The 26,892-nt window shown below is 69.1% G+C and carries 22 protein-coding genes; 8 read left to right on the forward strand and 14 right to left on the reverse strand.

Annotated features, from left to right (window positions below; all coding sequences use genetic code 11):
* Positions 1-35: 35 nt before the first annotated feature.
* Positions 36-467: an ATP-binding protein gene (locus OC490_RS28980; RefSeq protein ID WP_262060948.1), complete on the reverse strand. Its 432-nt coding sequence runs from the start codon at positions 465-467 to the stop codon at positions 36-38.
* A 176-nt stretch (positions 468-643) separates the two neighbouring features.
* Here OC490_RS28980 and OC490_RS28985 point away from each other — a divergent pair, with 176 nt between their 5' ends.
* Both OC490_RS28985 and OC490_RS28990 read left to right on the forward strand, forming a co-directional pair.
* The gene (locus OC490_RS28985; protein WP_262060949.1) at positions 644-1,915 is read left to right on the forward strand and encodes a helix-turn-helix domain-containing protein; all 1,272 of its coding nucleotides are present in this window, start codon (positions 644-646) and stop codon (positions 1,913-1,915) included.
* The gene (locus OC490_RS28990; protein WP_262060950.1) at positions 1,912-2,451 is read left to right on the forward strand and encodes a flavoprotein; all 540 of its coding nucleotides are present in this window, start codon (positions 1,912-1,914) and stop codon (positions 2,449-2,451) included. Before OC490_RS28985 ends, OC490_RS28990 begins: the two co-directional genes overlap by 4 nt.
* Before the next feature lie 16 nt (positions 2,452-2,467).
* Here the strand turns inward: OC490_RS28990 and OC490_RS28995 are convergent, their stop codons facing one another.
* The 6 genes from OC490_RS28995 to OC490_RS29020 all read right to left on the reverse strand — a co-directional run bounded on the left by OC490_RS28995 (position 2,468) and on the right by OC490_RS29020 (position 9,955).
* Positions 2,468-2,863: a hypothetical protein gene (locus OC490_RS28995; RefSeq protein ID WP_262060951.1), complete on the reverse strand. Its 396-nt coding sequence runs from the start codon at positions 2,861-2,863 to the stop codon at positions 2,468-2,470.
* A 25-nt stretch (positions 2,864-2,888) separates the two neighbouring features.
* A complete protein-coding gene (locus OC490_RS29000) occupies positions 2,889-4,463 on the reverse strand; it encodes a hypothetical protein (protein WP_262060952.1) in 1,575 nt (524 codons plus the stop codon).
* A gap of 293 nt (positions 4,464-4,756) precedes the next feature.
* On the reverse strand, positions 4,757-6,457 hold the full coding sequence (locus OC490_RS29005) for a relaxase/mobilization nuclease domain-containing protein (RefSeq protein WP_262060953.1): 1,701 nt from the start codon (positions 6,455-6,457) through the stop codon (positions 4,757-4,759).
* A complete protein-coding gene (locus tag OC490_RS29010) occupies positions 6,454-7,101 on the reverse strand; it encodes a MobC family plasmid mobilization relaxosome protein (RefSeq protein ID WP_262060954.1) in 648 nt (215 codons plus the stop codon). Before OC490_RS29010 ends, OC490_RS29005 begins: the two co-directional genes overlap by 4 nt.
* A gap of 239 nt (positions 7,102-7,340) precedes the next feature.
* The gene (locus OC490_RS29015) at positions 7,341-8,237 is read right to left on the reverse strand and encodes a DUF2637 domain-containing protein (protein WP_262060955.1); all 897 of its coding nucleotides are present in this window, start codon (positions 8,235-8,237) and stop codon (positions 7,341-7,343) included.
* A gap of 188 nt (positions 8,238-8,425) precedes the next feature.
* Positions 8,426-9,955, reverse strand: a complete 1,530-nt coding sequence (locus OC490_RS29020; protein ID WP_262060985.1) for a DnaB-like helicase N-terminal domain-containing protein — start codon at positions 9,953-9,955, stop codon at positions 8,426-8,428.
* Positions 9,956-10,232: 277 nt separating this feature from the next.
* On the opposite strand from OC490_RS29020, the gene OC490_RS29025 reads away from it, so the two are divergent.
* The 3 genes from OC490_RS29025 (at position 10,233) to OC490_RS29035 (ending at position 12,958) form a co-directional block, all read left to right on the forward strand.
* Positions 10,233-10,778 (forward strand): helix-turn-helix transcriptional regulator, encoded by a 546-nt coding sequence (locus tag OC490_RS29025; protein ID WP_262060956.1) that lies wholly within the window; start codon positions 10,233-10,235, stop codon positions 10,776-10,778.
* A 130-nt stretch (positions 10,779-10,908) separates the two neighbouring features.
* A complete protein-coding gene (locus tag OC490_RS29030) occupies positions 10,909-11,208 on the forward strand; it encodes a helix-turn-helix domain-containing protein (RefSeq protein WP_262060957.1) in 300 nt (99 codons plus the stop codon).
* A 10-nt stretch (positions 11,209-11,218) separates the two neighbouring features.
* The gene (locus OC490_RS29035) at positions 11,219-12,958 is read left to right on the forward strand and encodes a tyrosine-type recombinase/integrase (RefSeq protein ID WP_262060958.1); all 1,740 of its coding nucleotides are present in this window, start codon (positions 11,219-11,221) and stop codon (positions 12,956-12,958) included.
* Between the two features lie 281 nt (positions 12,959-13,239).
* Here OC490_RS29035 and OC490_RS29040 read toward each other — a convergent pair whose 3' ends face one another.
* The 4 genes from OC490_RS29040 to OC490_RS29055 all read right to left on the reverse strand — a co-directional run bounded on the left by OC490_RS29040 (position 13,240) and on the right by OC490_RS29055 (position 19,843).
* A complete protein-coding gene (locus tag OC490_RS29040; protein ID WP_262060959.1) occupies positions 13,240-14,634 on the reverse strand; it encodes a hypothetical protein in 1,395 nt (464 codons plus the stop codon).
* 19 nt (positions 14,635-14,653) lie between these two features.
* Positions 14,654-15,940: a PT domain-containing protein gene (locus tag OC490_RS29045; RefSeq protein ID WP_262060960.1), complete on the reverse strand. Its 1,287-nt coding sequence runs from the start codon at positions 15,938-15,940 to the stop codon at positions 14,654-14,656.
* A 34-nt stretch (positions 15,941-15,974) separates the two neighbouring features.
* On the reverse strand, positions 15,975-19,004 hold the full coding sequence (locus OC490_RS29050) for a sialidase family protein (protein ID WP_262060961.1): 3,030 nt from the start codon (positions 19,002-19,004) through the stop codon (positions 15,975-15,977).
* A 62-nt stretch (positions 19,005-19,066) separates the two neighbouring features.
* Positions 19,067-19,843 carry a hypothetical protein gene (locus OC490_RS29055; RefSeq protein WP_262060962.1) on the reverse strand — a complete coding sequence of 259 codons (777 nt, stop codon included), beginning with the start codon at positions 19,841-19,843 and terminating at the stop codon, positions 19,067-19,069.
* 736 nt (positions 19,844-20,579) lie between these two features.
* On the opposite strand from OC490_RS29055, the gene OC490_RS29060 reads away from it, so the two are divergent.
* Together OC490_RS29060 and OC490_RS29065 are read left to right on the forward strand one after the other, a co-directional pair.
* Positions 20,580-22,181, forward strand: a complete 1,602-nt coding sequence (locus OC490_RS29060) for a hypothetical protein (RefSeq protein WP_262060963.1) — start codon at positions 20,580-20,582, stop codon at positions 22,179-22,181.
* Between the two features lie 154 nt (positions 22,182-22,335).
* Positions 22,336-22,749 (forward strand): carboxypeptidase-like regulatory domain-containing protein, encoded by a 414-nt coding sequence (locus OC490_RS29065; protein WP_262060964.1) that lies wholly within the window; start codon positions 22,336-22,338, stop codon positions 22,747-22,749.
* Positions 22,750-22,830: 81 nt separating this feature from the next.
* Here the strand turns inward: OC490_RS29065 and OC490_RS29070 are convergent, their stop codons facing one another.
* Together OC490_RS29070 and OC490_RS29075 are read right to left on the reverse strand one after the other, a co-directional pair.
* Positions 22,831-24,345 (reverse strand): sialidase family protein, encoded by a 1,515-nt coding sequence (locus tag OC490_RS29070; protein ID WP_262060965.1) that lies wholly within the window; start codon positions 24,343-24,345, stop codon positions 22,831-22,833.
* Between the two features lie 546 nt (positions 24,346-24,891).
* On the reverse strand, positions 24,892-25,683 hold the full coding sequence (locus OC490_RS29075; protein WP_262060966.1) for a hypothetical protein: 792 nt from the start codon (positions 25,681-25,683) through the stop codon (positions 24,892-24,894).
* A 665-nt stretch (positions 25,684-26,348) separates the two neighbouring features.
* Between OC490_RS29075 and OC490_RS29080 the strand changes: the two genes are divergently transcribed.
* The gene (locus tag OC490_RS29080; protein WP_262060967.1) at positions 26,349-26,603 is read left to right on the forward strand and encodes an acetyl-CoA synthetase; all 255 of its coding nucleotides are present in this window, start codon (positions 26,349-26,351) and stop codon (positions 26,601-26,603) included.
* A gap of 39 nt (positions 26,604-26,642) precedes the next feature.
* On the opposite strand, the gene OC490_RS29085 is transcribed toward OC490_RS29080, so the two are convergent.
* The coding region (locus OC490_RS29085) for a hypothetical protein (RefSeq protein ID WP_410099095.1) at positions 26,643-26,892 on the reverse strand (250 nt) is incomplete at its 5' end.

Below are 26,892 nucleotides of genomic sequence, written 5' to 3' on the forward strand. Positions count from 1 at the left end.
GCGGCGACTGGGGGGATCCGTACGGCTGTCAACCGTCAACTCCTTTGCAGGGGAAGGCATCGTGAGGGCTGGTCCGGGCCGCTGACCTTGAACTCGGCCCAGCACCGCTTGCCGGATGGCAGTGGTTCGATCCCGTGGCGGTCCGCGAGGGCGGCGACGATGAACAGGCCGCGCCCGCCTTCCTCTTCCGCGTCCGGCAGTCCGACCTGTGGGGCCTTGGAGCTGGCATCGGTCACCTCGATCAGCAGGCGTTCGTCGCTCAGACAGGCGCCGGCCGAGATGGGGCCGTGGCCCGCGTGCCGTACCGCGTTGGCGAGCAACTCAGCAGCGACCAACTCCGCTGTCTCCAGGAGTTCCTGATCGAGAGAGGCGTCCCAGGCCCGTATCCCGATCGCGAGCTGCTGCCGCGCGGAGCTGGCGGCAGCAGGTGTGCCGTGAACGGGGAAATGGATCTGATGCGCTTCCATGAGCGGCCTCCTGGATCGGTGTGGCAGCTCCACGCAACCGCTTCGGAGGCAGGCGGGGCCACGCCGTGTGCCGGCGCCGCATGACTTATGCAGGAGCTGCATCGCGGTCAATTGCCGCTCGGTTAGGCTCGGTTGAGCAGGCAGGATCGGCGACGGCAGAAGGGGCCGTGGCACAGATGGCCGAGGCACAGAGTGAAGCGAGACGGATCGGCGAAGTGATCCGTCAGGCCCGCGTGTTACAGCGGCGTTCGCAGACGGAGGTTGCCGCCGCCCTGGGGTACCACCAGTCGAAGGTGAGCCGTCTGGAGAGCGGCAGGGGCACCGAGGACGTGCGCACGCTGCGCGAGATCGCGCAGGTGCTGGACATTCCACCGCACCGTCTAGGTCTCGCCGCCTCCTCCGACACCAGCCCCGCCGACCCCGGAACAGAGGACATGCACCGCCGTACCTTCCTGGCCGCGAGCGTCGCAGCTCTCGCGGCTCCGCCGTCGTCCACCGCAGCCCATTTCGACCTGGTACAGGTCCTGCTGCCAGGCACGATCCCTGCTGCCACCGGGCAAGCCCTGGACATCGACGAGCTACGGGACCGGACACGGGACGTACGGCGGATGTTCTGCACGTGCGACTACACGGATCTGGAACGGACGCTGCCGGGTCTGATCACCGACCTGCGCCATACCGCCGGCGGCTCATCCGGCTCTGCGGAGGCGTCCGGGTTGCTCGCCACCGCGTACCAGACGTCGGTGAGTCTGCTGCTGAAGCGCGCTGATCAGGGCAACGCCTGGCTCGCGGCCGGTCGGGCCATGGCCGAGGCGGAACGGTCGGGGGATCCCATCGTCCTCGCCGCCAGTGTCCGCGTTCACGCCCACGTCCTCGTGCGCGAGAAGCACACTGCCCCGGCCGTGAACATGGTCCGCCACACTGCCGACCAGCTCACCGGTTCCTACGACCAGCGCTCGCCCCGGTATCTGGCAGCGGTCGGCCTGTTGTTGCTGCGCGGGGCGACCGCCGCCAGTAGAAACGGCGATCGCGCCACCACCCAGGACTTCCTCACCGAGGCCAAAGAGGTGGCGCGCTACGTCTCCTTCGACCGACCCGACGCCTGGGCGAACTTCAGCCCCACCAACGTGGCCTTGCATGAGATCAGCGCGGCCGTCTCCTTCGGCGACGCCGGCATCGCGCTGGAAACCGCGCGGCCACTCATGCGGCGCCACATTCCCGTCCCTGAGCGCCGGGCCGCGCTCTGGGTGGAGACCGCCCGCGCCTACAGTCAGCAGGGCAGACTCGCCGACGGCTACCAGGCCCTGCGCATCGCCGAGAGCTGCGCGGCCCAGGACATCCGCCGCCCGGCCGTACGCGAACTGGTCGCCGACATGGCAGCCCGCGACCGGCGCCGGGCACTGCCCGAGCTGCACCACTTCAGCCGCCAACTGGGAGTGCCCGCGTGAGTGACCAGCCCGACAAGCCGTTCCTCCAGATCGTCGTCTGCGCGGCCGGGGTCGCCGCCGACGTCGGCAAGCTGATCACCGCAGCGCACGAGCGGAACTGGGACGTCGGTGTCGTCGCCACCCCGCAAGGGCTCGGCTTCCTCGACGTCGACGCGATCGAGGCACAGACCGGTCTCCCCATCCGCTCGGCCTGGCGGACACCAGACCAACCGCGCCCGACCCGCCCCGCAGACGCGATCGCGGTCGCCCCGGCCACCTTCAACACCGTCAACAAATGGGCCGCCGGGATCTCCGACAACCTCGCCCTGGGCATCCTGTGCGAAGCCCCCGCCATGGGCGTACCGGTCGCCGTGCTGCCGTACCTGAACTCCGCCCAGGCTGCCCACCCCGCGTACCGGCAGAGCCTGGAGCGGCTGCGCGAGATGGGCATCCTGATCGGCAGCTACGAGCCGCACCGGCCGAAGGCCGGCGGCGGTGCGGACCGCTTCCGCTGGGAGGAAGCCTTGGACCTGCTGGAACCCCGGCTCGCTCGGTAACCGCAGCCAGGGGTGGTCAGGATCCAGGTAGTAGTGCCATGACGGTGGATTGGACGAGTTGGGCTGCGGCCAGGAGGTTGGGGAATCCGCCGCAGCGCTCGACGAGGTTCTGGAGCATGTAGCGCAGGGTGCCGGGGTCGCGGTCGGGTTCGTCCAGACGCGGGGTGATCATGGCGAGGTCGCGCAGGGCGGCGTCCACCTCGGGGTATTGGCCGCGTAATTCTTCCAGGCGCCGTCGGAGGTCGTCGATACTGTCGCGGGCTTTGTCGACGGCTTCGTTGGTGATGTTGTTGGTCTGGCTGACGTTCTGGGAGAACGCCGCGGCTTGGGCGGGTCCCGTCATGTTGCCGGTGTTGATGATGCCGAAGTTGGGTCCGTTGGGAACTGGGTCGGGCTGGCGGCGGATGGCCATGCGAGGCTCCTGGTGGGGGCGCGGGTCAGTTCTTCTGGGAGGGGTTCTGGGAGAACGGGGCGGCCTGTGCGGGGCCGATCATGGTGCCGCCGTTCATGACGCCGAAGTTGTAGATCGCGGTGGCCTGTTGCTGGTAGGCGGCGATGTCGACGTTGTGGTCGCGCAGGAAGATCTCGGTGGAGTCGAAGACGCGGCGTTGCATCATCTGCACGTAGTAACGGGCGTCGTCATTGGTGTGCATGTCCTCGATCCAGCGGACGCTGTAGACCTCGCGGAGGCTGACCGGTCCGCTGCCCGTGTCGAGTTCGGGGCGTTTGCGGGCCTTGCGACGGATGAGCCTGTCGAGGCCGACGTAGACGTCACCGAGGGCGTTGAACGCAGTGCGGCCGAGCCATCTCAGGCTGCGCGGGTCGGCGGGCTTGAGACCGGCGACCTTCGGGTTGAGCGGGGCCATGATGTGCGGCCGGACGGTGACGCGCAGAAAGCCGCCCTGGTAGGCGAGGTGGACCAGGACGGCGGCGATGAGATCACCGTTCCAGGCGGTGACCCGGGCCCAGATATAGCGGCGGGCGATCTCCTCAACGGGCTTGTCGCCAATGTTGTCTTCGGCGAGGGCGTGCAGGGTGCGCCAGGCGTCGTCGTCGATCTGGTCCCAGCGTTTGTAGTGGATGCCGGCGATGCCGATGACCTCCATGCGTGGGATGGGGTGATCGCGGTGATGGGCGGGTGCCGGGTCGTCCAGTCGGCGCGCGACATGCGTGTGCAATTGGGCCACGGTGAAGTGCTTCAGCGGCTTGCGGGCCACTGGCTTGTTGTGCTGAGACAGGGCATCCAGAACGGCCTTTGCCACCTCGGCCATGTCGGGTTGACCCGGGCGTTGTGCTGGCGAAGCGAGTCCCGAAGGCAGTCCGGTGTCGTCGTCTCCGACATCCTGGTTCTCGGGGGCTGGCTCGACGTCGATGCCGATGACCGCGGGCGGCCATGCCTGAAGACCCGCTCCGAGAAAGCGGTCCCGGTCGCCGCTCTGGCGGCGCTCGCGGAGATACGGCAGAGCGTGGGCCTGAACGGCTGTCGGAGCCGCGTGCAGTTCCCCGGCCAACAGGGCGTTGAGGCGTGTCTGTGCCAGGTAGCGCTCGACCAGGTACACGCCCCACACCCCGACGATCAGAGTGAGGGCGGCCCACCCCACCGTCAGGCTGCCGGCGATGGCCTGCCAGACGACAACCGCGACTACCGCAGCGACGGACCATCGCCGTTTCCGCATATGGCGTATGGCGCGGTCCGAGGCTTCCACCACGGGCTCCTGGTGGAAGCCGTACACCGGCACCGGCCGCTTCGACTTCTTGATCCTCCGCCGAACCCAGACCGCGTAGTCCTCACCCACAACGACCGACGGTGGTACCGGCTCGGAGGAACCGGCGGCCTTCTCCGCTTCCTTGGGAGGAAAGAGCCACCGAAACCGCTTCCGTACGGCTGCCTTCAACTCCTTCCACAGCCGGGCCAGTTCGGCGCGTAACACGGCCAGCCAGTCCGTACGGGCGAAGGCCGCAGCGCTCAACCGGCGGGTGATCTCCTCGGTATAGACCCCATGCTTGATCACTTCCCGCGCATCAGTCGCAGTCCCCAACGGCACCGCTGGTGCCGAAAAGACAGAATGATGCTCCGCGTAGGACAAGTCCTCCACCCCCGTGTGTTCGATGCCCCACCGCGACACCTGAATACGGCGGACGCAGAGGGGCATCGTCCTCGCGCATGGCAAGCGCTGCCATAGCGCAAACCCGCACAAGCGGCGCACAGAGACATTCGGATCGAACAATGACCGAAAGGCGCCTCCGTGTTGTGGGGTTTACCGACGACACAGACGGGGTTCCGCCGGAACCCGATCGTCGGGCCTCACCGGGAGCGCGGCCGTGCCTGTGCTGGCTGTTGCGGGGCTGGGGCGGCTGCTGTCGGAACCGAAGCGCCGGTGTGCTGTGCGGTGGCGCTGCGGGCCTGTGCCGCACGGGCTCGGGCGCTGGGTGCCGGCCGTGCGCTGAGGCGTTGGATGCGCCAGGTCAGGACTCGTGCGGGAGAGTCGGCGTCGTCCAGGGCACGCTGGTCGGCGGCCTGTTGGAGGAGTTGCTGCGGATCGTGGCCTGCCGCCTCGGCCTTGTCGAGGGCGGCGGTGAGGGCGCCGAAGGCGGGGTCTTCGACGACCTGCTCGGCATGGACGGGCACGGTCTGATGCAGGTGCCGAATGTGTTGGTCCACGGTCTTCTGGGGTGGTCGGCGTTGCGCGAGAGCGGCCAAGGGGGCGGCTGCGGCTTGACCATAGGCGGCTTTGAGGTGGAGCAGGGTCTGGTGGGCGGCTGCGACCTGCTGGTCGTGGTGGTGGAGTTGGTGCCAGCGGGCGGCGGCGATGACGACGAGGATCGCGGCGTCGAGAAACATCGCCAGGACAGCGCCGTCTTTGGGGGCAGGTTCCCGGAGCATCGCGCGTACGGCGCCGCGCAGAGCCCGGGCGTGGTGATGTTCGGCGTGGATGCGGGAGCGAGTGGCGCGCTCGAACGAGGTTGCTGCCTCTCGGAGTTGGGGGCGTACGGCTTGGGGCGTGACAAGGAGAAGGGCGTCGAGAGTTTCACCGAAGGCGGCCAGGTGTGCTTGGGAGGCTTGGTCGTCGACCTGGTCAAGGTGGTGGGGGATGCATTCGGCTGCGGCGGTGGCCTGGTGCCAGGGGTTGGGCCTGCGCGTGCCCGACTGGCTGGTGGGCTGCGGCCCCATGCTCGCCAGGCGTTCTTGGATCTTGGGGAGGGACAGGTCCGGGGCGAGTTTGGAGCCGGAGTACCAGATGGGGCCTTGGACGTCGTCCGCGACGGCGACCTTGTATCCCCGTACGTCGCCTGAGGGGAAGTGCACGACTTCGACGAGCACGCCGTCGATGTGGCCGAGCAGGTCGACGAACTCCTCGATGGTGGAGGCGGCGGCCACGGCGGTGCGGACGGTGGTGCGCAGGCGTTCGCGGGCGGTCTTGTCGTGGCCAGCGCGGCGGGCCTTCTCCTGTTCGGCGCGGGTGGGGCGCTTGGCGGCGGTGCGGTCACCGCGGGCAACTTGGAAGAGGCCGTATTCCTTCTCGATGGCGGCGAGTTCGCGGTCGGCGGTGAGGTAGTCGTTCCAGTGGCGGGCGGTGCGCAGGTCCGCGCGGACCCTAGTGGCGGCGATGTGGATGTGGTCGGGGGCGTGGCGGACGGCGACCCACCGACAGCCGTCCGGATCTCCGTCGGGGGCGATGCCGGTGGCCGCGACGACCCGGCGGGCGATGTCGGCCCACTCCTCGTCGCTGAGGTGGCGGTCGGTCTCGGCTGCCCGGATCGAGCAGTGCCACGTGTGCTTCTCGGGGGCGTGGCCCAGTCGCCGGGCCTGTTTGACGTGCAGGTCGAGGTCGGCCACGAGGAGCTTTCGAGTGGCGTCGAAGTTGTCGGCGCGGCCGGGGTCGGGGGCGAAGCCGTCCCAGGAGGCGACCAGGTGGGGGTCGGTGTGGTCCTTGGCCTTCTTCGTGTCGAACAGGTACCGGATCAGACCGGCTGTGTCCTTGCCGCCGCTGATCTTCGCGATCATCGGGCGGCCCTTTGGGCGACGGCTTGGTTCGCGGCGGACGCGATGTGGAGGACGGTGGCGCCTACTGCGTCCAAGGTGGGTTCTACCTGGGCCAGCACGGCGTTGTCCCCAGGGTGTGGATGGCCGCCGGAGTGGAGCTTCTTGGCGATCTGGTTGATGTTGTGGCCGATCCTGGCGACCTCCCTGCGCAGGGAGGTCAGTTCGTCGATGTAGTCGTCCAGTGGGGTGCGCTGGCCGGGCAGAGCAAGGTCACCGTGGAGGTGGGCCATGACGACGGCGCCGACGTAGTGGGCGCCGGCGATGTTCAGGGACCGGGCCTTGGCGAGGATCGCGGTCTTCTCGTCGGCGCTGTAGCGCACGTCGACGCGCTCTTTGCGCTGGACGGGTTCGCGCTGACGGCGGCGGGCGACTCGGTGCAGTGCGGCGGCATCGGCTGCTCGTGTCAGTGGAAAGGCGGGGGTCTCGACGAGCTTGTCCTCCTCGGGCATCCCCTGGTGCCCGAGCCCCTCCGCCACCCCCGGGGCGGAGGGGCCCTCGTTGGACCGGCCCTTGGACGGTCCAACGGGATACCTTGCTGGCTGGGTGGCTGGGGTGGTGGTCATCCCCCGCTTGGGGGTGGGGAGTTCGCGGTGCTCGTCATGCATGCGGTTCGTCTCCATGGAGTCGTGCGCGATGTGGGCCGTACTCGCCGCCGTGGAGCCGGGGTCGGGGACGGCCGAGTTGGAGTTGGCTCTGCGAAGGCCACAAGTGGCGGACTCGGGGATTGGCGTGGTTCAGGTGAAGCGCCGCAGTGCTGGGGCACGGGCCGCCGGCGACGCTCGGATGGCTGTGCCATGCGTCGGCGGAACGTGATCCGTCCGAGCCTGACGTTCTGCCGTGGCGGTCATGCGGCGACGGCGTTCTCGGCGGCGTTCAGTTCCGCCTTGACGGTGTTGGCGGCCTTCTGAGCGTCGTCCTTGTTGATCGTGTAGCCCTTGGCGCGGACCGCCTTCTCCAAGGCGGGGCGGGGGACTTGGCCGGTTTCGGCGCCCATGGCGCGGGCAATGGCCAGCAGTTCCTCTTCGGGGACGGTGCGTTTGCGCTGGCCCGTCTTGGGCGCCTTCTTTGCGGTCGGCGTCATGACCGTGGCGGGCTTCGCCTCGGGGGTGGGTGTGTTGTTCGCCTTGGCGGGCGGGGTGCTGTTGGCGGCGGCCTGCTCGTGGCGGATCTGGTGGTCCGGCCTTGGCATGGCGGATTTGGCGGGTGGCGTGGCGGGGCGCGCCTCCGCCATGGCGCCGTTGCCGCCGAGATGACGGTTCATGACGAGGTAGAGGTGAACGGCGCCGGCGAGGGCAAGTGGGGCAATGCCCGACAGGGCGCCGACCGTCACGTTGTTGAGCTGGAGGCGGGTCCCTTCGTTGAGGCCGACGGCGTGTACGACGTTGGCCCCGATGCTGGTGAGGGTAGCCGCGCCGACGAGCGTCCACACGTACAGGCGGGAGCGCAGCGGGGCGGTGCGCAGGATGAGCAGGGCGACGATGCCGATGGCGATGAAGCCGTCGATCACGAGGGGGAAGAGGTAGGTGAGAAGCCCGCGCACGTGGCTGGCGATGGCCATTTGGCGCAGGGCGTCGTAGGAGAGAGCGAAGGCGACGGCGCCGAGCAGGGCGATGCCGATGCGTATGGAGGTGCTTCCGGGCGCGGGGTTCGGGGCCGGGGGCATGTGGGCGGGTACTCCAAGGGTGTTGCGGTGGGACTGGGGAGCCGGTGCGTTCACGGCGTTCACGAGGGGGGCGTACACGCGAGCCCCCTTCTAAAGGGGGGCTCGCGCGTGAACGCTGAGCCGCGTGTACGGCGTGTGTGGTTGCGTGAACGTCTGACCAGCGGATTCGCGGTGAGCGTGTACGCGTGAGCCGTGGCGTGGGCCCGGTTGCGGGGGAGGGGCGCGTGTACGCCCTCGTGTACGGTCCGGGCGCCTGACGTGTGGGGTTAGGAGACGGCGCCGATGTGGCGGGCCGAGGCGCGGTAGCGGGCCTGCTGGCCGCCTCCGGTGCCGCCTGCGGTTCCTTCGGCCTTGGCTGCGAGTCCGGCTTTGACAAGGCGGTCCAGGGTGCGCCTGGCTTTCTCGGTGGCGGCGCGGTCGGGGTTGTTCTCGCCGCACTGGATGGTGGCGAGTTCGCGGACGGTCAGCCCGTCGGGGCGCTTGCGCAGGATCTCGACCGGATCCAGGGCGGGATCGACCGTGGTGGTGCCGCGTTCGTGGTCGTGGATGACCTGGAGGGGACCGATCTCGCCGGTCGGGCACTTGAGGTGGTGCACGGTAACCGCGAGATCGCCGGCCTCTCCGGAGATGAACAGCACGCTGCCCGCGCCGGAGGTGATCCACGTCGAGCCGTAGACGCGGTCGAGTGCCGGTCGCTGGGCGCGGGGAGTGCCCTCGGCGGCCTTGCGCTGGTGGTGCAGTTCCATGACCTCGACGCCGTTGCGGATGGCTCGCTGGCGCGCGTTGTTGTACGCGCTGGCCAGAGCGTCGTCCACCAGGGTGCTCACTCCGTCCTTGAGGCTGTCGATCACGATGGTGTCGGCCTGGTGGGCGGCGGCGAGGTCTGCAAGGAGGTCGGGCTCCTTGTCGAGGGTGGCGGGCAATGGGCCCTGCCAGACGACTAGCCCGTCGCGCATGCGCTGCTCGTGCTCGGGCTCGACGCGTCGGGCCAGGGCGCGGGCGATCTGCTGGGGCCGGTCCATGGCCAGGTACAGCACGCGTTTGCCCGGCGCGACCGGCATGTCCAGGACTCGGTCGGCCAGTCCGAGGCGGCCGATGATCACCTGGTGGGCCAGGGTGGTCTTGCCGACACCCGGTGCTCCGACGATCATCAGGCTCTCGCCCGAGGCCCAGGCCGTCTGCGCGCGGGTTCCCCACAGGGGTTCCTTGTCGGCGCCGGTCTCGGTGACGAACCACCACCCGTCGACGATGTAGCGGGAGAGCCGACCCTGGCCCGAGGCAAGGGCCCGCTCGCGCTCGGCGCGGACCTCCGCCTCGGCCTCGCTGCGGATCAGGTCGGGGTCGGCGCCCGGCTCCATGGTGCGCTGCACGGTACGTATGCCGGAGGCGCGCAGACGGCGCAGGTCGGACATCTTCCGCACGATGCCCGCGTAGTGGACGGCGTGACTGACCGCGGGTGCGGCGCCGGCTAGCTGATGGACGTACACCGTGCCGCCGACCCGCTCCAGATCATCCTGCGCGCGCAGCCGATCGCAGAGGACGACAGGGTCGGTCGGCTTGCCCTCGCTGCGCAGGGCGAGGATCGCACGCCAGACCGTCTCGTGGGCCGGGCGGTAGAAGTCGGGCCCGTCGAGCAGGTTGCGCACGGTGTCGACCATGGCCGCGTCGTGCATGCAGGCGCCCAGCACGGCGGCTTCGGCGGCCGCATCGTGTGGCGGTATCGCGGTGATGTCGGCGGGCGAGGGCAGGTGGCCGTTCCCGGTGAGGTGTGGCGCGTTCGGCCGGGGGTCGTCCATACTGGACACTGAGCTCCTCAGCTCGCGGGCCATACGGGACGGCGAATCCCAGGCCACGCGGGTCAATCGTTCAGGGATGGGCGGTTAGGAGAGTTCGAGCGTGGCCCCCGGTGTTCGTAGCACCGGGGGTTTTTTTGCGTTCACCCCCGTACGGGGGCGGACGACACACAGTACCTGACGTCTTCGGCATTGCAACGGTTGCATTCGTCTCCGCAATGGTGTTTCCTTGTCACCATCGCCCCGGATGTGCTCTGGGCCCTGTGGAGGAGGTGGAGTGGTGAGCAGCGACGAAGGCGCGGCCCGTGCCGGCCCGGACCGGCCGTTGCCGGAGGACTACGTCGCCGAACGCGTCAAGCTCGAACGCGAGGCGCGGGGGTGGAGCACGGTCGCACTCGCCGAGCGGATGGCCGAGGCCGGCCATCCGGTCAACCAGGCGGCCATCTGGCGCATCGAGAGCGGCAAGCCCCGCCGGCGGGTCAACCTCGACGAGGCGCTCGGCTTCTGCAAGGTCTTCGACCTCGACCTCGACGAACTGACCACCCCACCCGGCCAGCTCGCCAATCCGCTGGTCCGCCGTCTGGTCGGCGAGTACGTCTCCAGATGGAAGGAGTGGCGCGCCCTGGGCAAGGACATGCGCCGGATCCAGGACGAGCTCAAGGCGTACACGGACGCCAACCCGAACCAGGAGGACATGGTCAAGGCTCTGCTGACGCACGAGCTGACCGTCGCTTCCAACGGTGAGTTCCACCACCATCTCGGAGCCCCGAGCAGGCTCCGCAGCTTCCTCGGCGACCGCATGGACGCGCCGCCCGAACAGAGCTGAACTCGTGCACCGCGCTGCTACGAACGGCGTGGTACCGCGACACCCGCTCACCCCTTTACGCCCATCCCTGAACGACTGACCGGCAGCCCGGGATTCGCCGTCCCGCGGCTCGCCAGAAGAGGACTCTCCCTTGCGCCGAGACGACCTGCCGCTTGCCCAGATAGCCCGACTCCTGGACATCCCCGAGGACGCCCTGCGCTCCCTGATGGCCGACCGTGGCTCCGCCGGAGGCGACCCCACCCTCGTCGGCCTCACCGTCGCCGAGGCGGCCCGCCGCATCGGTATCAGCCGTACCAAGATGTACGAGTACATCTCCTCCGGCGAGATCCCCTCCGCGAAGGTCGGCCGCCTGCGCCGCGTTCCCGCCGAGGCGGTGAACGAGTTCCTCCTACGCCGCCTCGGTCGTGGCGACCTCGGCATCGCGGCCTGAGGGGGCGGACATGACCACCTCCCGCCAGCCCAACGGGGCTTCCACCATCTACTTCGGCAAGGACGGCCGCTGGCACGGCCGTGTCACCGTCGGTGTCAAGGACGACGGCACCCCCGATCGTCGTCACGTGGGACGCAAGACGCGCGCCGAGGTCACCAGGGCCGTACGCGAACTGGAGAAGCTGCGCGACTCCGGTGGCGTCCGCAAGGCCGGTCAGACCTGGACGGTCAAGGACTGGCTGACCCACTGGGTCGAGAGCATCGCCGCGCCGAGCGTCTCCGAGAACACCATCGACGGCTATCGGGTCGCGGTCTACCACCACCTCATCCCCGGACTTGGCGCCCACCGACTGGAGAAGCTGGAGCCGGAGCACCTGGAGCGCCTCTACAAGAAGATGCAGGCGAACGGCAGTTCAGCCGGTACGGCCCATCAGGCTCACCGCACCGTCCGTACGGCGCTCAACGAAGCCAAGCGGCGACGCCACCTCACCCTCAACCCGGCCACGATCGCCAAGGCTCCCAAGCTGGAAGAGGAGGAGGTGGAGCCGTACTCCCTGGAGGAGGTCCAGCGCCTGCTCCTCGAAGCGGGCAAGCACCGCAACACCGCCCGCTGGGTCATCGCACTCGCGCTCGGCCTGCGCCAGGGCGAGGTCCTCGGCCTCCAATGGACGGACGTCGATACGGAGACGGGCGTGATCCGCGTACGCCGTGGCCGCCTGCGACCCCGCTACAAGCACGGCTGCGGCGACAAGTGCGGACGCAAGCCCGGCTACTGCCCGAAGAAGATCAGCATCCGGCGCGAGACGAAGGACACCAAGTCCCGCGCGGGCAAGCGCCCCATCGGCGTGCCCGACGAGCTGATCAAGCTGCTGCGGCTGCACAAGCAGGAGCAGGACCGTGAGCGGGTTCTCGCCCGTGATCTGTGGGTGGAGAAGGGGTACGTGTTCACCTCGCCGACCGGCGAGCCGCTCAACCCCAACACCGACTTCCACAGGTGGAAGGACCTGTTGAAGGCGGCGGACGTCCGCGACGGTCGCTTGCACGACGCCCGCCACACCGCCGCGACGGTCCTGCTGATCCTCGGTGTCCCCGACACGGTCGTCGACACCATCATGGGGTGGGAACCCGGCAAGTCCGCGAGGATGCGCCGCCGCTACCAGCATGTCACGGGCCCTGTCCTGCAGCAGACGGCCGCCAAGATCGGCGGACTGCTCTGGGGAACCCCGCCCCCGAACTCCCTACCCAGCCCGAGCGAGAACCCCGTCTCGGTCGGCCGGACGGTCTACGTGGCTCTCCTGGGCGAACGCCGCGTTCCCTTCCTACACCGCGAGCACGCCGAGGCTGTGGTCGCCCGATGGGACGCCAACCGGCCCGACCGCTCCGCCGAGGTCGAGGAGTGGGACCGGCGGAAGTGGGAGAGCAACGGGCTGGCCGACGTGCGGGCCATCCGCGAGCGGATGCCCGACCACAGGATCGTCTTCCATGCCCGTGCCCTCTTCGCACCTGGCGGCGAGAGGCTGAACGTGGGCGTATCCGAGCAGTGGTCGGAGTCGGCGTGGGAGTTCGAGACCGACCTCTACACGGACCTGGCGGTTCGATGGCACACCACACGTCGCCCCGGCCAGGAGGTCGAGGCGCAGGTACGCGGCACTGACAAGGCTGCTGTCTCGGATGCCTTCGCCGAGGCGTGTGCACAGGCTGTGGACCGCGCGAGGAATCCAGTCAAGTACGGGGATTCCGACTACTGGTAATCGACGACGGCGGCGGCCCTCACTGATCGGTGAGGGCCGTCGCCATGTCTGTCAACTCCTAGAGCGCACCAAGCGGCTGGACCGGCGGGCGTAGCCCGGCCGACGAGCGGTCGACGGCTTCCAGCCGTCCCCAACGGCGGTTTCACTCCGACACGAGGATCGACGTCACCACGGCATCCACCCGCTCGCCCGCCCGCCCGGAGCAGTGCTTCGCGCGGTACGCCTTCCGGGATGAACCCCCTGTCGCCGTCCACACGGGACCTGTGCGGTTCCCGGCTTCCCTATCCGGGTGGGATGATCGGCCCTGGCCCGTCAGCGATCTTCGTCCAGGTATGGCCGCCGAACCCTCCGCTCTGGGCGCTTCGCGTCAGCTCCACCGAGGAAGCGCCGGCCGGCGCGGCCAAGGTCAGGGTGCCGTTGTTGCGGATGGCGCCCAGCGGGACATCCGCCCAGGTTCCGGAGAGTTGGACTCCGTCGAGTGTCCCGTGGAAGACATTGCTGAAGTTCTGGCCTCGGTCTCGACTCATGCCGAACCACCGGACAGTGGACCCGAGTTGTCGGATGTAGTAAGTGCCGACGTCGGAGCAGGCCCATACGCCGGTGAGGTCTGTCGGCACGATGCGGGGGTCGCGCAGCACGTCGACGGCGTAGACCGGGTGGAGTTCGACGTTGTTCCTGTTGACGTTGTCTTCGTTGCAGTCGCCGAGGCGGCCGTGGCAGTCCAGGGCGAGGAAGCCGGTGATCCGTACGCGAGTGCCGGGCGGAGGGGCTTGGTCGAAGACGCGGACGGGCGCGGGACCCGTGGGGTAGATGTTGACGCGGCCGTCGATCGGATACCCGTTCCAGAGGACGCTGTTCGCCCCGGTCTCCATCCAGCCCGGGAGCAGTGGGGGAACGGCACCGGTGCAACTGGGATCTTCGTTGGGTCGCTTGCCGGCGGGGCGCCCGTACATGATGACTTCGGGGTGGATGAGGTTGCGCAGCTCCAGCGCGGGATTCTCCTCGTCGCTGTCCTGGTCGGTGTTGTCATGGTCGAGTTTGCGGCGGATATGGGCTGGATCGTTGAACCACTCGTTCGTCCAGAACCCGGGCTGCGCGTCCAGGTCGGCACGGTCGATGACGATGTGGAAGACCAGGTCTCCGTCGAACGTGCCGTCGTCGAAGTCGCGGTCCTCGTTGCACATGAAGTTGGCATATCGTCGGCTGACGCCGTCGGGTGGGCAGCTGGCTCCGAGTCCGTCGACGACGGTGCCGAACACGACGACGTTGTCTTTGTACATTTTCAGGTGGTCGTGCATGCTGCCGCCGTCGTTGCGTTGCACCTGGTCGAAACGTGTACGGATGAGGGGTCGCGCGGGCAGATCCGTACGACGCCACTCGGTGGCTCCGAAGCCCCCTGTTTCCGCGCGGCGCCTGATCAGGTCGGCGTCGGCGACCTCCAGGTCGAGAGTCCCGGACTGCCGGATGCGACCGCGCGGCACGTCGGCCCAATCGCCGTTGACAGTCGTGTCGTTGATTTGGCCAGTGAACACATTCGCCCAGGTCAGTCCCCACTGGAAGTCCTGGGAGCCGAGCGGGGACTCGACGCTCAGGCCCGCCCACCACAGCTCGTTCCCGAGCTGACGCAGAAAGTACAGTCCCTGGCTTCCGGCCGCCCAGGTACCGGTCAGATCCATCTCACTCACCTTGCCCGGTCTATCTCTTCGTCTCAGTGCGCTGGTTGTACAGATGCAGGGCGGCCGGCAGCACGACCTGCTGTCCGGCAGCCGTGGTGACGGTGACGTCCACCGCCTTGGCGGCGTCGTAGGGGAAGGGCCAGGCGTCGTCTTCGCTGTCGGGATACCGCGGCACTCTGAAGGTGATCTGTTCCCTACGAGGGTCGCCTACTGGATCGGCCTTCAAGCCGCTGATCAGAACCTCCGTGCTCGCCGCCCTGCCTCCCTGGGGGACAAGGTTCGTTCCGTACACGGTGACCACGTCTTTGGCGCGGGCGTGGGTCGGGGACACGGCACTCAGCGTGGCGCGGGTGTTCGCCGTTGCTTTGTTGGTGACGTAGGTCGCTGCGGAGGTGCCGGTGAGGGCTGCGAGTTGGGCGGGGATGGCGGGGAGCCCAAGTGCAGGGTGGGCCATGAACAGCGCGAGGACGTAGCCCATGGCGAGCAGGTTGAACAGGACGTACTGGAGATCGACAAGATCTGTCCCGCCGTCGTCGGCGCGTACGAGATCCAGCGCTCCTGTCGGCGGCTGCCCTGCAGGCTCCTTCGTCGGCTGGTCCGTGGGACCGGTGGCGGGTTCTCCAGCCTCAAGGACGGTGGGTACTTCGGTGCCGGCGCCCGACGCACCAGCCGCAGGGCTGGGCGCTCCTGCAGCGGGTGCAGGAAGTGGGGGTGCCTCGACACCGGCCGAAGTAGGAGATGTCGCGGCTGCGGACCCGGCGGCAGATGTTCCGGCGCGCGCCTTCGAGCCGGGTTCCTTGGGGTCAACGTCCCGCTCGGCACTTACTTTCTGTATGTCTCCGCGCCTGAGCTGGTTGGTCACTGTCACTTTGGCCAGTACTGCCGTGGCGAATGGTCCGCCGATCAGTACCAGGTAGACGGGATCCAGGTGGGCCAGTGCAGTGGCCCAGTAGCCGTCGCTGCAGTGTGAGTTGAGGTGCGCGCTGCGGTTGATGATCAGGAGGGTGACCAGCCCGTACAGAAGCACGGCCGTCCACAGGATCGGCAGGGTTTTCGATGTGGATGTCCGCCGGTCGTATCCGGTGAACACGCTGCGAAACCCGCGAGAGTTCCTTCGAGCAATGCGGAGCCAGCCGGGATTCAGCGCCCCCATAGCGATGGCGACGGCGCCGAACGCCCCAAGCTGCTGCCACCAGTAGCCGCCGCTCTGAGTTCCGACGCAGTCGGTGCCAGCATCCCCCAGGAATATGGCGGGATACATGCTTCCCCCTTCTGGCTGCCGCAGGGCGACGCGGCAGCCATCCACTCGCTACACCGCGCTCCTGTTCCCGGAGCGCACCTCAGCCGGTCTCCCACGCCTGATCGGCGAGGGCGGCCAGGACTACCCAGTGGGCCTTCTGCAGGGCGACCGGGTCTTCCAGGACGGCTTGCATCGCCGCGATCTGTTCGGTGACGTCGATCCGGGTTGCCTCGGCCACGCGGGTCAGAGACGGCAGGGAGGTGCCGACGAGCTTGGGATAGTCGCGGACCCCTGCCTTGCGGTGGTCCCAGCCGGTCACGAAGCGGCGGGAGGCGGTCGCGAGGTCGGCGGCACCCTCAAGGCCCGCAAGCCGGGAAGGCGGGCTGGCCAGGTCGAGTTGCCAGCGGACGTTCTGCGCGATGTCGGCCACGTCGCCGGCGTTCAGCTGGTGCATGGTCAGGTGGGTGTCGAGCCGTTCGAGGAACGACGTGACGCACACCAGGGCGCCGTCGTCCGGTTGGCCGGCGAGCAGTTTGCGCAGGGCGGTCACGGCCGGGGTGGTGGTGAAGGGGTCGTCGTCGCCGACGAGTTCGGTGACGGTCTGTGTGATCGGTTCGAGGCGGCGGGACAGTCCGGCCAGCCATGCCTTGGCGGTGGATTCCTCGTCGCGCAGGGCTGCTTCGGCGAGTTCGGCTTCCTTGCGGGCCAGGTCGTGGCCGTGGAGTGCGGCGAGGCGGGTGAAGACGGAGCGGTGGCGTTCCAGCGCGTCACGGAGGACGGCGGCGGGCTCGCCGCGGCGTATGCCGAGGCCGAAGCCGGAGACGGCGGCGTCGCCCAGCAGTTCGCGGAAGACGATCGTCGAGGTCTCTCCGGGCTTGCCGCGCAGTGCGGGAAGTTCGACGCCGATCCACCGGTTCTCGCCGGGCTGCATGTCGCGGAGTTCCAGGATGCCGCTCTCGCCGCCGACGCGCCGGTCGCCGCCGATGACTGTGATGCGGACGTCCTTGCCGTGCTCGCGCAGGTCGGGCGGGACGGTGTACTGAAGGCGCATGTCCCGGGTGCGGGTCGCGGCGTTGTGGGCGATGGCGAACAGCGCGGAGACGCACAGGCCCGTGCCGCGGGCCGGGGTCGTGGACAGGCCCATGTTGCGCTGGGCCTTGTTGTTGTCGTCGGTGATTTCCAGGTCCTGGGCGGGCCAGCCCGGTGCGCGACCGCGCAGGCTGGTACCGGCGTACGGGTCGTGGGGCGAGGTGATCTCCACGGCTATGCACAGGTGGCCGGAGGCGACCGGGTTGAGGTGCCAGTGGGCCGGTGTGGTGATCTTCGGGCCCAGGTCGGCGGCGGCGAAGGTGACGGTGGGGTCGGGATCGGTGATGACGACGTCGGGGTCCATGTCGCTGGCGTCGGTGAAGTTGCTGCCGGTGCCGAGCTTGGAGACCAGGAAGTGTGCGGTGACGGTGGTGTCGGGGCTGCCCGCGGGTGCCGCAGCCCTGCGCCGGAGTCGGGCGAAGGCCCAGTTGTCGCCGATGTTGCCGACGCCGTTGCCTGCGTTCTCGCTGTCGGGCTGGTCGCCCGGGAAGGAGCCGGGGAGGGTGCCGCGGCGGTTCCACACGTCGGAGGTGGCGTAGAAGACGGGGTGCGTGGACGGCTCGACGCCGTTGTCGCCGGAGGTCGGGTTGTCGGTCCAGTCCCGTACGTAGTAGTCGTCGGAGAGCGCGACGGGCTGCCAGTGGACGAAGAAGGGGTCGACGGAGGCCGTCACGGTGGTGGTGTTGTCGTTGGCGAGCAGGCGCTGCCCGGCCCAGTCGACGTTGCGCTGGTAGGTGACCCCGGCGGGGAAGTTGGCGGTGATGGGCTGGTTGTAGCCGCAGAAGACGCCGTAGAAGTCCTTGCCCGCCGCGACGAGGTTGGTGTAGTCGCCGATGATCACGCTGAGGGTGGAGCCGGCGGAGCTGTCGAGGACGTCGGCCACCAGGTTGTCCTCGGCGGTGGTGGCCATGTGGTCGGTGGAGATCTCCAGGTGGGTGCGCCAGCGGTCGACGCCGCCGGCCTGTCCGAGCTGCTGGTAGAGCAGGCCGACAGTGCCGCGCACGGTCACCGCGAGGCTCGGGTTGGTGGCGTTCTGCACGGTGCGCAGATCGCCCGTCCAGGTCTGGCCGCCGTCGTCCGAGCGGCGCACGTGCAGGGTGTAGGGGGAGGTGCTGGTGGCCAGGCCGTCGCACCAGGCGAGGTAGACGCGGCGGCGTTCGCGGGGGTCGACGGCCATGGTCAGGCTGGAGCCGATGCGCTGGGTGCCGAGGGTGGTGCCCAGTGAGGCGACGCTGACGTTGGTCTCGACCCGCCTGCCGGCGAGCCCGTCGGCGGGGTCCAGGAGGGCGGTGAACGGCGTCGCGCCCTGCCCCCAGTTGTCGTCGCGGGTCACGACGACGTCGGTGACGTTCGGGCTGCCGAAGGTGCGCCATCCGAGATAGGCACCGTAGAGGGTGCCGGAGCGGTGGACGGCGGTGCGCACGCTGGGCCCGTCCTGGCGCAGGCCGCCGCCGATGTCGGCCGAGGTGCGGGTCTCCAGGCGGGCCGGAGTGCCGAAGCCGGCCGGGGCCGGCGCGGTGGCGGCGTCCAGCGAGAAGTCGACGGTCGCGGTGCGGCCGGTGGGCCGTTGCGAGACGTCGTTGCTGCTCACGTACACCCTGTCGACCATGACCCCGCCGCCGTCGAGCGCCGAGCCGGTCTCCACCCAGGGCTGGTCGTCCGGGGTCCGGTCGATCAGTACCGTCATCGCGCCGGGGCCGGAGAAGTTGGCCTTGCGCAGGATGTTCAGCCGCAGCGAGCTGTCGCCGCGCAGGATCCCGGCGTACAGCACGCCCGACGAGGGGCCGAAGCGGACCGAGATGTCCTTCTGGCCGAAGGTGGATGTCCCGCCCGGGATCACGGAGTTCAGTGCCCAGGTGGCCCCGCCGTCGGCGGAGAAGAAGTACGGTCCGGTGGTCGATCCGGCTGCGGTGTCGGGCCGGAAGGCGGTGCCGACGATCCGCTGCGGTTCGGACGGATCGACGGTGACGCTGGGTTCGCTGTCGAAGTTGGTGTCTCCGCTGAGGCTCTGCGGGACCATGTTGACGACCTGGATGGACATGGCGGTCTCCTCCGGCGGGCTCCGCGCCAGGGTGCAAAGGTGAAGGAAGTTAGGGCGGGGACTCAGTCCGCCGGCCCGCGGGTGTGCGACCGGCCCGGCCGGATCCACAGCAGGGTGCTGATGCGCTCGACGTCGGAGGCGGCGTGGAAGTCCAGCGGATCCAGCGCCGAGTAGTGGTCGGGGCGTTCCTCGGCCCGGCTCAGCAGCCACACCCCTTCCTGGCCCGCGAAGTACTGGGGGCTGGCCTCCCAGGAACGGTCACCGCCGAGCGGGAAGGCGACCCGGATGTGCGGCGGAGGGGAGCCCTTCAGGATCCGGCCCACCCGCACCTCGGCCGTGTGCCACTCGGGGGCGTCCCAGTCGGCGGGCTCGTCCTCGTCCTCCGGCTCCGCGTCCGCCACCTGAAGTACCCGGCCGTACACGACGAGTTCGGCTCCGTCCAGGCGGGCCAGAAGCTCCTCGTCGAGCTGCGCGAGGCGGGCGTCGAGGACCACGTCCTGCAGACTGGGCAGGTCCTTGTCGTCGGCGGCGACCCGCCCGACCTCGACCACGCCGAGGTGGGCGCCGTAGTGCCAACTGGCGCCGAAGAACACGCTGTTCTCGCCCGGTTCGACCGGATGGTCCTCGGCGACGTACACCGTCACATCGCTGCCGGTGAGATCACCGAGGGTGCGCGGTGCCAGCAGCACGTCCTCCACGTGTACCACCGCCATGCGCGGATCGGACTCAACGCCCGTCAGGTTGTTGGTCCCCACCTCAAGTACCGTGCCGCGAAAGACGTACTGGGCTCCATGGACCCACTCGTTCACCGGTACGGCGAGACTCTGGCCACTGGGCACGACTGCCTCCTCCCCCGACCGGCGCCGTCAACTGTCGGATGAGACGGCCGACTTCGGCGCCGGGGTGTGTCGTGCCGCTCAAGGTAGCCACATTCGGCCACATCGGGGATATAGGGGGCCAAGGTTGATGCAGCCCTCGATAGGGGCATTTCATCTAGTTTCCGTAGACCGACCGGCCCTGATCCCGTTTGTGAGAGCTTCCGCGTCGGCGAGTTCCGCCTTCTCCCATCGTGCGGCAACGAGCCTGCATCGGCGACTCGGGCGGCAACGGCAAGCCTTTGACGAGGGCCTGTACGCCGCCGGCTGGTAGCTCGCCGTCACCGGCGGCAGGCACCGTCCGCGATGCACGGTGCGGCGAGCGTCGTCACCCGCACAGGTCCGGGCCCGTGCCCGTCGGGCGCTGATCTCTCCACCGCCCGCTCCGAGGCGCGCTCCGGAGTCGCCGGAGCGCACCTCGGGCGGCTCGACGCGGCGCGAACTTGGCTGTTATGGCTGTTGCCACCCCGCAAGCCCCGTGACTGCGGCCACCGCGCGGGCCTGATGGTGCCTCAGTTCTCCTTTATAGGAGGGGAATTCGGACCTTTTCGATTCCTCTGTCCAGGCTCTTGGTGGGGCTGTGGAGGGATCGCTAGGTTCGCTGTCGTGCGGCGGCAGTGCTCTGCCTGGCACGTGTGGGGGGAGTGGCGATCGATGTCGTCGTGCGTCCGATTCGCCCACCATCAAGGGGGATTTCCGCATGTACGGTTCCATCCGCATGCCGCTGGCCGGGTCCGGACGGCGAAGACTGTCCGTCTGGGCGGTCGTGTTAGTGATCCTGTCGTTCGGACTGGCGGGCCTGCAGTCCACGCCCGCGTCCGCCGCCCCGCACGGCCAGGGCAGCGCCGCCCGGGCGGCGACAGACGGCGGTGCACAGGTGACGGCCGCCGTCACCGACAAGCCGCGCCAGTACACGGCCGAGGAGCTTGACCAGCTCAACACCCGGCTGTACGACGAGGACACCATGGCCAAGGGGAAGGCGGGGCCCAAGCCCCGACACGCCCCACTCAGTGCCGCGCTTGCCGAGCCGTCCCCGGTACGGTCCGTTGCCACCACGGTGCGCGACAGCGCCATACCGACGTCCGGGATATCGGGCGGCGCCTCGTCCCTGTCCTCGACGCAGGAGCCGAGCACCGACGCCAACGGCTCCAACATCTTCCAGACCGGCAACTGGTACGCCACCCGCTCCACCGACAACGGCACGACCTGGTCCTACCTCGACCCGTACACGCTGTTCGGGTCGGGATTCTGCTGCGACCAGGTCACCCAGTACGACCCGGCGACCGGCAGGCAGTTCTGGCTGCTGCAGTTCAGCGACCACCTGGTGATCGCCAACGCCACCGCCTCCGGCACCGGCGCGTTCACCGGCTGGTGCTACTGGAACATCACACCGAGCTGGATGGGCCTGGCGACCACCACCGCGCTGGACTTCAACGACATGTCCATCAGCAACAGCAACGTCAACATCTCCACCAACTTCTTCCCGACCACCGGGGGAAGCGGTGCCGGGCTGCTGCGGCTGCCGAAGAGCGCGATGAGTACCTGCAGCGCCTTCAACTACAGCTACCTGACCCGCACCGACAACTTCACCTTCAAACTGGTGCCCGGCTCCACCGACACCCTCTACTGGGGCAGCAACTGGGGCCAGACCAACGGCAGTTCCTTCCGCGTGTTCGCCTGGCCGGAGAACTCCGGCAACTACTCGTGGTGGGACCGCACCGTCCCCTCATACGGCTTCTACACCCGCGACAGCGGCCAGAACTGCGCCAGCGCCGACGGCGTGGTGACCAACTGGTGTCAGTACGCCGACTCGCGCGTCCTGGGCGCCTACCGGACCGGCGGACTGATCGGCTTCTCGTTCAACGCGAAGCAGGACAGCAGCCACCCGTTCCCCTACACCCGGTTCGTCTGGTTCAACGAATCCGACAAGAACCTCAACGGCTCCGGTGACCTCTGGGGCAGCTGGGGTGCCATGCAGTTCGCCGCGCTCGCACCCAACTCGCTCGGACGGGTGGGCCTGGAGTTCGCCTGGGGCGGCGGCACCGGCACCACCCACTACTACCCCGGCAGCGGCATCAACTCCCAGCCCGCCAACGCCATCGACACCAGCCCCAACTACTACCTGTGGGGTGCCGGCAACACCTGCACCTACTCGGGCCTACCCCGCTGGGGCGACTACCTCACCGTCCGCACCTACCAGGCCGACCCGACCCGCTGGATCGCCGCCGGCTACGCGATGAAGGGCGGCAACTGCGGCGCCACCGGGGCCTACCCCGAGCCGCACAACGTGCTGTTCTCCTAGCAGCACCCGCACCCGCACCCGCACTCGCATCCGCAGCAAGCAACTCGGAGGCCGGGCGAGAACCTTCTCCGCCCGGCCTCCGGGCCATGCCCGCCCAGGTGCCCAGGCCATGCCGGTCCAGGAACCGATCAGCACCACGGGAAGTCCAACCCCTATGAAGAGCCTCCTTCGCACCGCGCTCGTCGTCCTGGCGCTGGCTGCCGCCCTCTCGGCCACCGGATGCGGGGACTCTCACGGAGCAGAATCGCCGACCGCACCCGGCTCGGGGATCAAGGGCCGCACCATGGTCGACGGCGGCTGCCCGATGGCCCGCGACCACAGCCCCTGTCCCGACCGGCCCCTGAGCGCCCGGCTGACCATCACCGGCGGCGACGGCGGAGGGACGGTCACCGAGACCACGAGCGACGCCGACGGCCACTTCCGTATCCCGCTACCACCAGGCAGCTACACCATCCACCCGGCCAATCTCACCGGAGCCGTTGTCCCGATCGCCCAGCCGGTGTCCGTCACGGTCGGGAGCGGACGCTTCACCACGGTCGACATCTCCTTCGACTCGGGCATTCGTTGACACGGCTGTACGAAGCGGACGTGGCGTGGAGCCGCCCCGGCAAGTCTTGCCGGGGCGGCTGTTGTGTTCGTGGTCTGTCGGTCAGGGGCTGTCCTCGCCGCCGCCGGTGCCGCCGTTGGCCAGCCATTGTGCGTAGGCGATCGCGGCCAGGCGGGCCGAGAGGGCGTTGTCACGTGCGGTGGCGGTTGTGGCGGTGGTGGTGCCGGCGGCTGCGGTCAGGCCCGAAGTCGGCGTGTACATCGCCTCGTTGAAGACCGTTCCGCTGGGGGCCGAGGCGACGGCGAAGACGGGGTGGGCCGTTCCGCCGGAGAAGGATGTCGAGATGTAGTCGCCGACCATGGTGCCCTGGGTGGTGCTCGCCAGCCAGGAGTGGGTCATCGGGCCGGCCAGCTGGGTCGGCGCCGTCCAGGTGCTGCCGGCGTTGGTCGAGGAGACGTACCCGACGTCCAACTGGCAGGTGGCAGCGGTGCAGTTGGCGACCGGGTGGTAGTAGTACGTAAGTGCCAGGTGCGTGGTGGTGCCCGAGGTGGCCGGGTCGACGGCGAGGCCGGGGATGAAGTGGTCGACGGTGCTGGTCGTCGCGTCGATCGGGATGCGGGTCACCGCTGACCAGGTGGTGCCGTTGGTGGTCGTCGCCATCACGATGTCGTTTGCGGTGCAGGAGCCGCCGCTGGCACGGAATCGGCAGTCCTGCCAGACGACGTACACCTTGCCGGCGGCGTCGATCTCGGCGGAGGGCAGCGGGCCGCTGCGCAGGCTCCCGCGCACGGTGAAGGTGCTGACGGTGGCGATGGTGGTGGTCGAGGTCCAGGTACTGCCGCCGTTGGTGGACCGGAAGGCGAGGATCGACGTCTCGGAGGCGTTGGAGGCCGGGACGATCACTGTGCCGTTGGGCTGGACGACGGGCTGTCCGCCCAGGCCGGTGGCGTTGTTGCCGGTGTTCTTCGAGGCGCCCCAGGTGAGACCGCCGTCGGAGGAGGTGGTCATCTTCAGACGGTCGCCGTCGCCGTTGTTGTCGTACTCGGTGTAGCAGTTGCCGTAGAAGGCGCTCGTGGCGGTGTTGTCGCAGACGATCCAGTTCTTGTCGAGGCTGGAGCCGGTCGCCGTGATGACGGGGTTGCTCCAGGTCAGCCCGCCGTCGGTGGAGCGGCTGGTGAAGACCTCGGGGACGGCGACGGACGAGGTGATGGGGATGGTGGAGATCAGCCAGGTGTTGTGCTTGGCGTCGTAGGCCACCGCCGGGTCGCTGACCCGCTGGAAGGTGCCGCCCGCCTGCGTGGTGATCCCGGGCAGGAAGCCCTTGGTCCAGGTGGCGCCGCCGTCGGTGGAGGTGGAGAAGCCAACGTTGGAGGAGCCGCCGTCGTTGAAACGGCCGACCTGGAAGGCGGAGACGATGGTGGAGCCAAAGGAGAAGGTGTCGGGCTCGACCTCGGTGGCGTGCTGGCTGGTGGAGTTGGTGTAGGGATCGGTGCTGATCTGGGTGAGGGCGGGCGCGGCGGTGGCGGTGGTCGTCGACAGGGCCAGCGCGCCGGCCGCGAGGGCCGCCGTCACCAGGCCGGGTCTCGCCAGGCGGCGGAGCAGTGATGCCAGGGACATGATCCGTTCCCTTTCGCGGAGGGGCACGTCCGGCATCGGCGCGTCGCGAAGTGGGGTCGGGGGCATGCCTCGTACACGTCCGCACCATGAGGGCGGGCGGAGCCCGGCCGAACCGAACGTCGTGCAGGACGTGCTGAAGGACGTGCTGAGGGACGCCGCCACTCTGGCTACGCAATCATGGTCATGTCAACACTATCTGTCGCAAGACCGCCTGAACCACAGGGAATTGACGTCCCCTTGACCCTCGGATACCTCGACGGCCCGCCTTCCCGCACCACGCTCTACGGGCAGCCGCTGCCACGAGGACGACACCACCCCCGGACCGCTGCCCCTGCCCTGGTCGCATCACCCCGACGCATCAGCCCTGTCCCGGAGGCGACGCATGTCTCACCCATCGGCACCAGGAACTGTTCGGCGAGGGACGGCTCCTGCCCGCCGCCATCGCCGGCACTCCGCGTCAGAGGCTCCAGCTTCAGGCGGTTGCCGCTCGACCGCGAGGGCTTGATCTTGGTCTCGGCTACGTCCAGGGGAGGTGCCGGGCGGGCATTACCGTCGGCTGGTGGCGATGTAGGTGCCGTGCCAGGTGTGGTCCCAGACCTGGCCGGTGGAGGAGTTGACCGACAGCATGCCGGTGATCTTGCCGTCCCGCAGGGTGTGCAAGGTGTAGTAGCCGGGGTAGGACTCCGGGTCGCCCGAGGTCAGAGCGGTGTCACGGGCGCGGAGCCACTTCAGGGCGATGTTCTTGGCCTGTCCGGCCGAGATCCGGGTCTGGCTGCTGGTGCCGTAGGGCATGCCGTAGTCGGTGTTCCACATCATCGCGGGCCCGTACTCGATCTGTGCGGCACCGTCGGTGGGGTTGACCAGGACCTCGGTGGCCCCGTGGCCGTCGGTGGTCTGCAGTTCGGCGTAGAAGTTGCGGGAGAACTGCATGATCTCGCCGACCTTGAGGCCGAGGCGGTCGGCGAACGCCGTGGCCCGCTGGCGGGCTTGGGCGAGGGTCTGCACCCGGGTGCCGTTACCAGCCAGCCACCAGTTGCCCATGTAGCCGCTGCTCATCATGCCCGGCCCCCAGGAACCCGAGCCGCCGCCCATCATGCCGGAGCCCATGCTGCCGCTCCACACATCCGGTCCCCACCCGCTGGTCGGGCCTGCCGGGACGGAAGTGGTGCCGGGAGTGGTCGGTGTGCTGCTGCCCGGGGCAGTGCGGCCGGCCGTGACGGTTGGGGTATGGCCGGTCGTCGTGACGGCGCTGCCGTTCCCGCCGCACGCTCCCAGAGTCACGGCACCGGTCAGGGCCAGGGCCGCCACGGCAGCGACACGTGCACGCCTACGGATCATGGTTCTCACCTTCGCGGTACCTGTCGGCCTGTGCCGACGCAGCCGGAGTGTCCATTGCCACGGTCCCTTCGGCGTGTGGCAAAGGTGCAGGGCCGTCCGGCCCTCACTCGCCGACGAACGGTCCACCAACCCCGCGTGATCTCGAAGGAGGCCGGCCCTGGCCGCGGTGTCGCGTGGTCGGCATCCCCTTCGACTCGGGCATACGGTGAGACCCTCCGCTTCCCTTTGGGCGACGGGAACCGAACTGCGGCCGAGGACGTCGCAGAAACGTTCGGCGGAGCAAGGGAGTGGCCATGATGCTGGAGGACTGCAGACGGGGGCGGGGACCCTGGCCCCTGCTCGCGACCGCCCTGGTCGCTCTCTCCTGTCTCCTGACCGCCTGCGGAGGCAGCGGCGACGACTCCGAGGCGGACTCTGCGCCACCGCGTCCTTCTGCCACTCCAGTCACTGCCACCCCCTCGGAGAGCGACCCCGGCACGCCGGGAGTCCCCAGCGCGCCCTCTGCGACAAGGTCGGCAACGTCGCCGTCGACGCCGTCGACACGAGCCCCGGCCTCTCAGGGGACAGCCTCCACGTCCCCAGGATGTGTCGCGGGCTCCATCACCATCACCCACCGCCCGGGAGACGCCTCTGTCCGCGACCTGTGCGTTCGGCCCGGGACCGTCGTGTCCCTCGTCCTACGGCCGCGGAACGACGACAAGCGGTGGACGGGTGTGCTGAGTTCCGCGCCGGTCTTCGTGCTGGCGTCCGGGTGGGAGGTGGTGGCGGACGGCACCGCCCGGGCCTCGCTGCGCTGTGCCGGGACAAGGGGCGGTACGGCGGACGTCACCGCGTCGGCGAAGGCGTCGGACGTGGCGGGCGCGGCGCGGACCGTCTTCACGCTGCATGTGAGTGTGGTGCCGTACACGGCACAGGGGTGACCCCGGTGGTCCGGGATCACCCCTTTTGGCGCCGCTGCGTCAGCCGCAGTCGCTCACCTTGATCGTGTAGATGCCGCGGCCGTGGGTGGCCGCGTACAGCGTCTTGCCGTCCGGGCTCAGCTTCAACTGGAGTACGGCGACTGCCGGGAGGCTGCCGACGCGCTGCCAGGTCGTACGGCCGGGTGCGCGGTAGACGACGCCCAGGTCGGTGGCGACGGCGAGGCCGCCGTTCGGTGTGACGACCGCGGAGTTGGTCGGCACGTCGGGGAGGTTCTTCGAGATGTCCTTC

This window comes from Streptomyces sp. STR69, assembly GCF_024519455.1.
GTDB lineage: Bacteria > Actinomycetota > Actinomycetes > Streptomycetales > Streptomycetaceae > Streptomyces.

Excerpts from the sequence above, each read along its gene's own strand:
- OC490_RS29075 (WP_262060966.1), bottom strand. The coding sequence starts at position 25,683 with ATGATCCGTAGGCGTGCACGTGTCGCTGCCGTGGCGGCCCTGGCCCTG.
- OC490_RS29005 (WP_262060953.1), bottom strand. The coding sequence starts at position 6,457 with ATGATCGCGAAGATCAGCGGCGGCAAGGACACAGCCGGTCTGATCCGG.
- OC490_RS29070 (WP_262060965.1), bottom strand. The coding sequence starts at position 24,345 with ATGTCCCTGGCATCACTGCTCCGCCGCCTGGCGAGACCCGGCCTGGTG.
- OC490_RS28995 (WP_262060951.1), bottom strand. The coding sequence starts at position 2,863 with ATGGCCATCCGCCGCCAGCCCGACCCAGTTCCCAACGGACCCAACTTC.
- OC490_RS29010 (WP_262060954.1), bottom strand. The coding sequence starts at position 7,101 with ATGCATGACGAGCACCGCGAACTCCCCACCCCCAAGCGGGGGATGACC.
- OC490_RS29050 (WP_262060961.1), bottom strand. The coding sequence starts at position 19,004 with ATGTCCATCCAGGTCGTCAACATGGTCCCGCAGAGCCTCAGCGGAGAC.
- OC490_RS29060 (WP_262060963.1), top strand. The coding sequence starts at position 20,580 with ATGTACGGTTCCATCCGCATGCCGCTGGCCGGGTCCGGACGGCGAAGA.
- OC490_RS29020 (WP_262060985.1), bottom strand. The coding sequence starts at position 9,955 with ATGGACGACCCCCGGCCGAACGCGCCACACCTCACCGGGAACGGCCAC.
- OC490_RS29035 (WP_262060958.1), top strand. The coding sequence starts at position 11,219 with ATGACCACCTCCCGCCAGCCCAACGGGGCTTCCACCATCTACTTCGGC.
- OC490_RS28980 (WP_262060948.1), bottom strand. The coding sequence starts at position 467 with ATGGAAGCGCATCAGATCCATTTCCCCGTTCACGGCACACCTGCTGCC.
- OC490_RS28985 (WP_262060949.1), top strand. The coding sequence starts at position 644 with ATGGCCGAGGCACAGAGTGAAGCGAGACGGATCGGCGAAGTGATCCGT.
- OC490_RS29065 (WP_262060964.1), top strand. The coding sequence starts at position 22,336 with ATGAAGAGCCTCCTTCGCACCGCGCTCGTCGTCCTGGCGCTGGCTGCC.
- OC490_RS29040 (WP_262060959.1), bottom strand. The coding sequence starts at position 14,634 with ATGGATCTGACCGGTACCTGGGCGGCCGGAAGCCAGGGACTGTACTTT.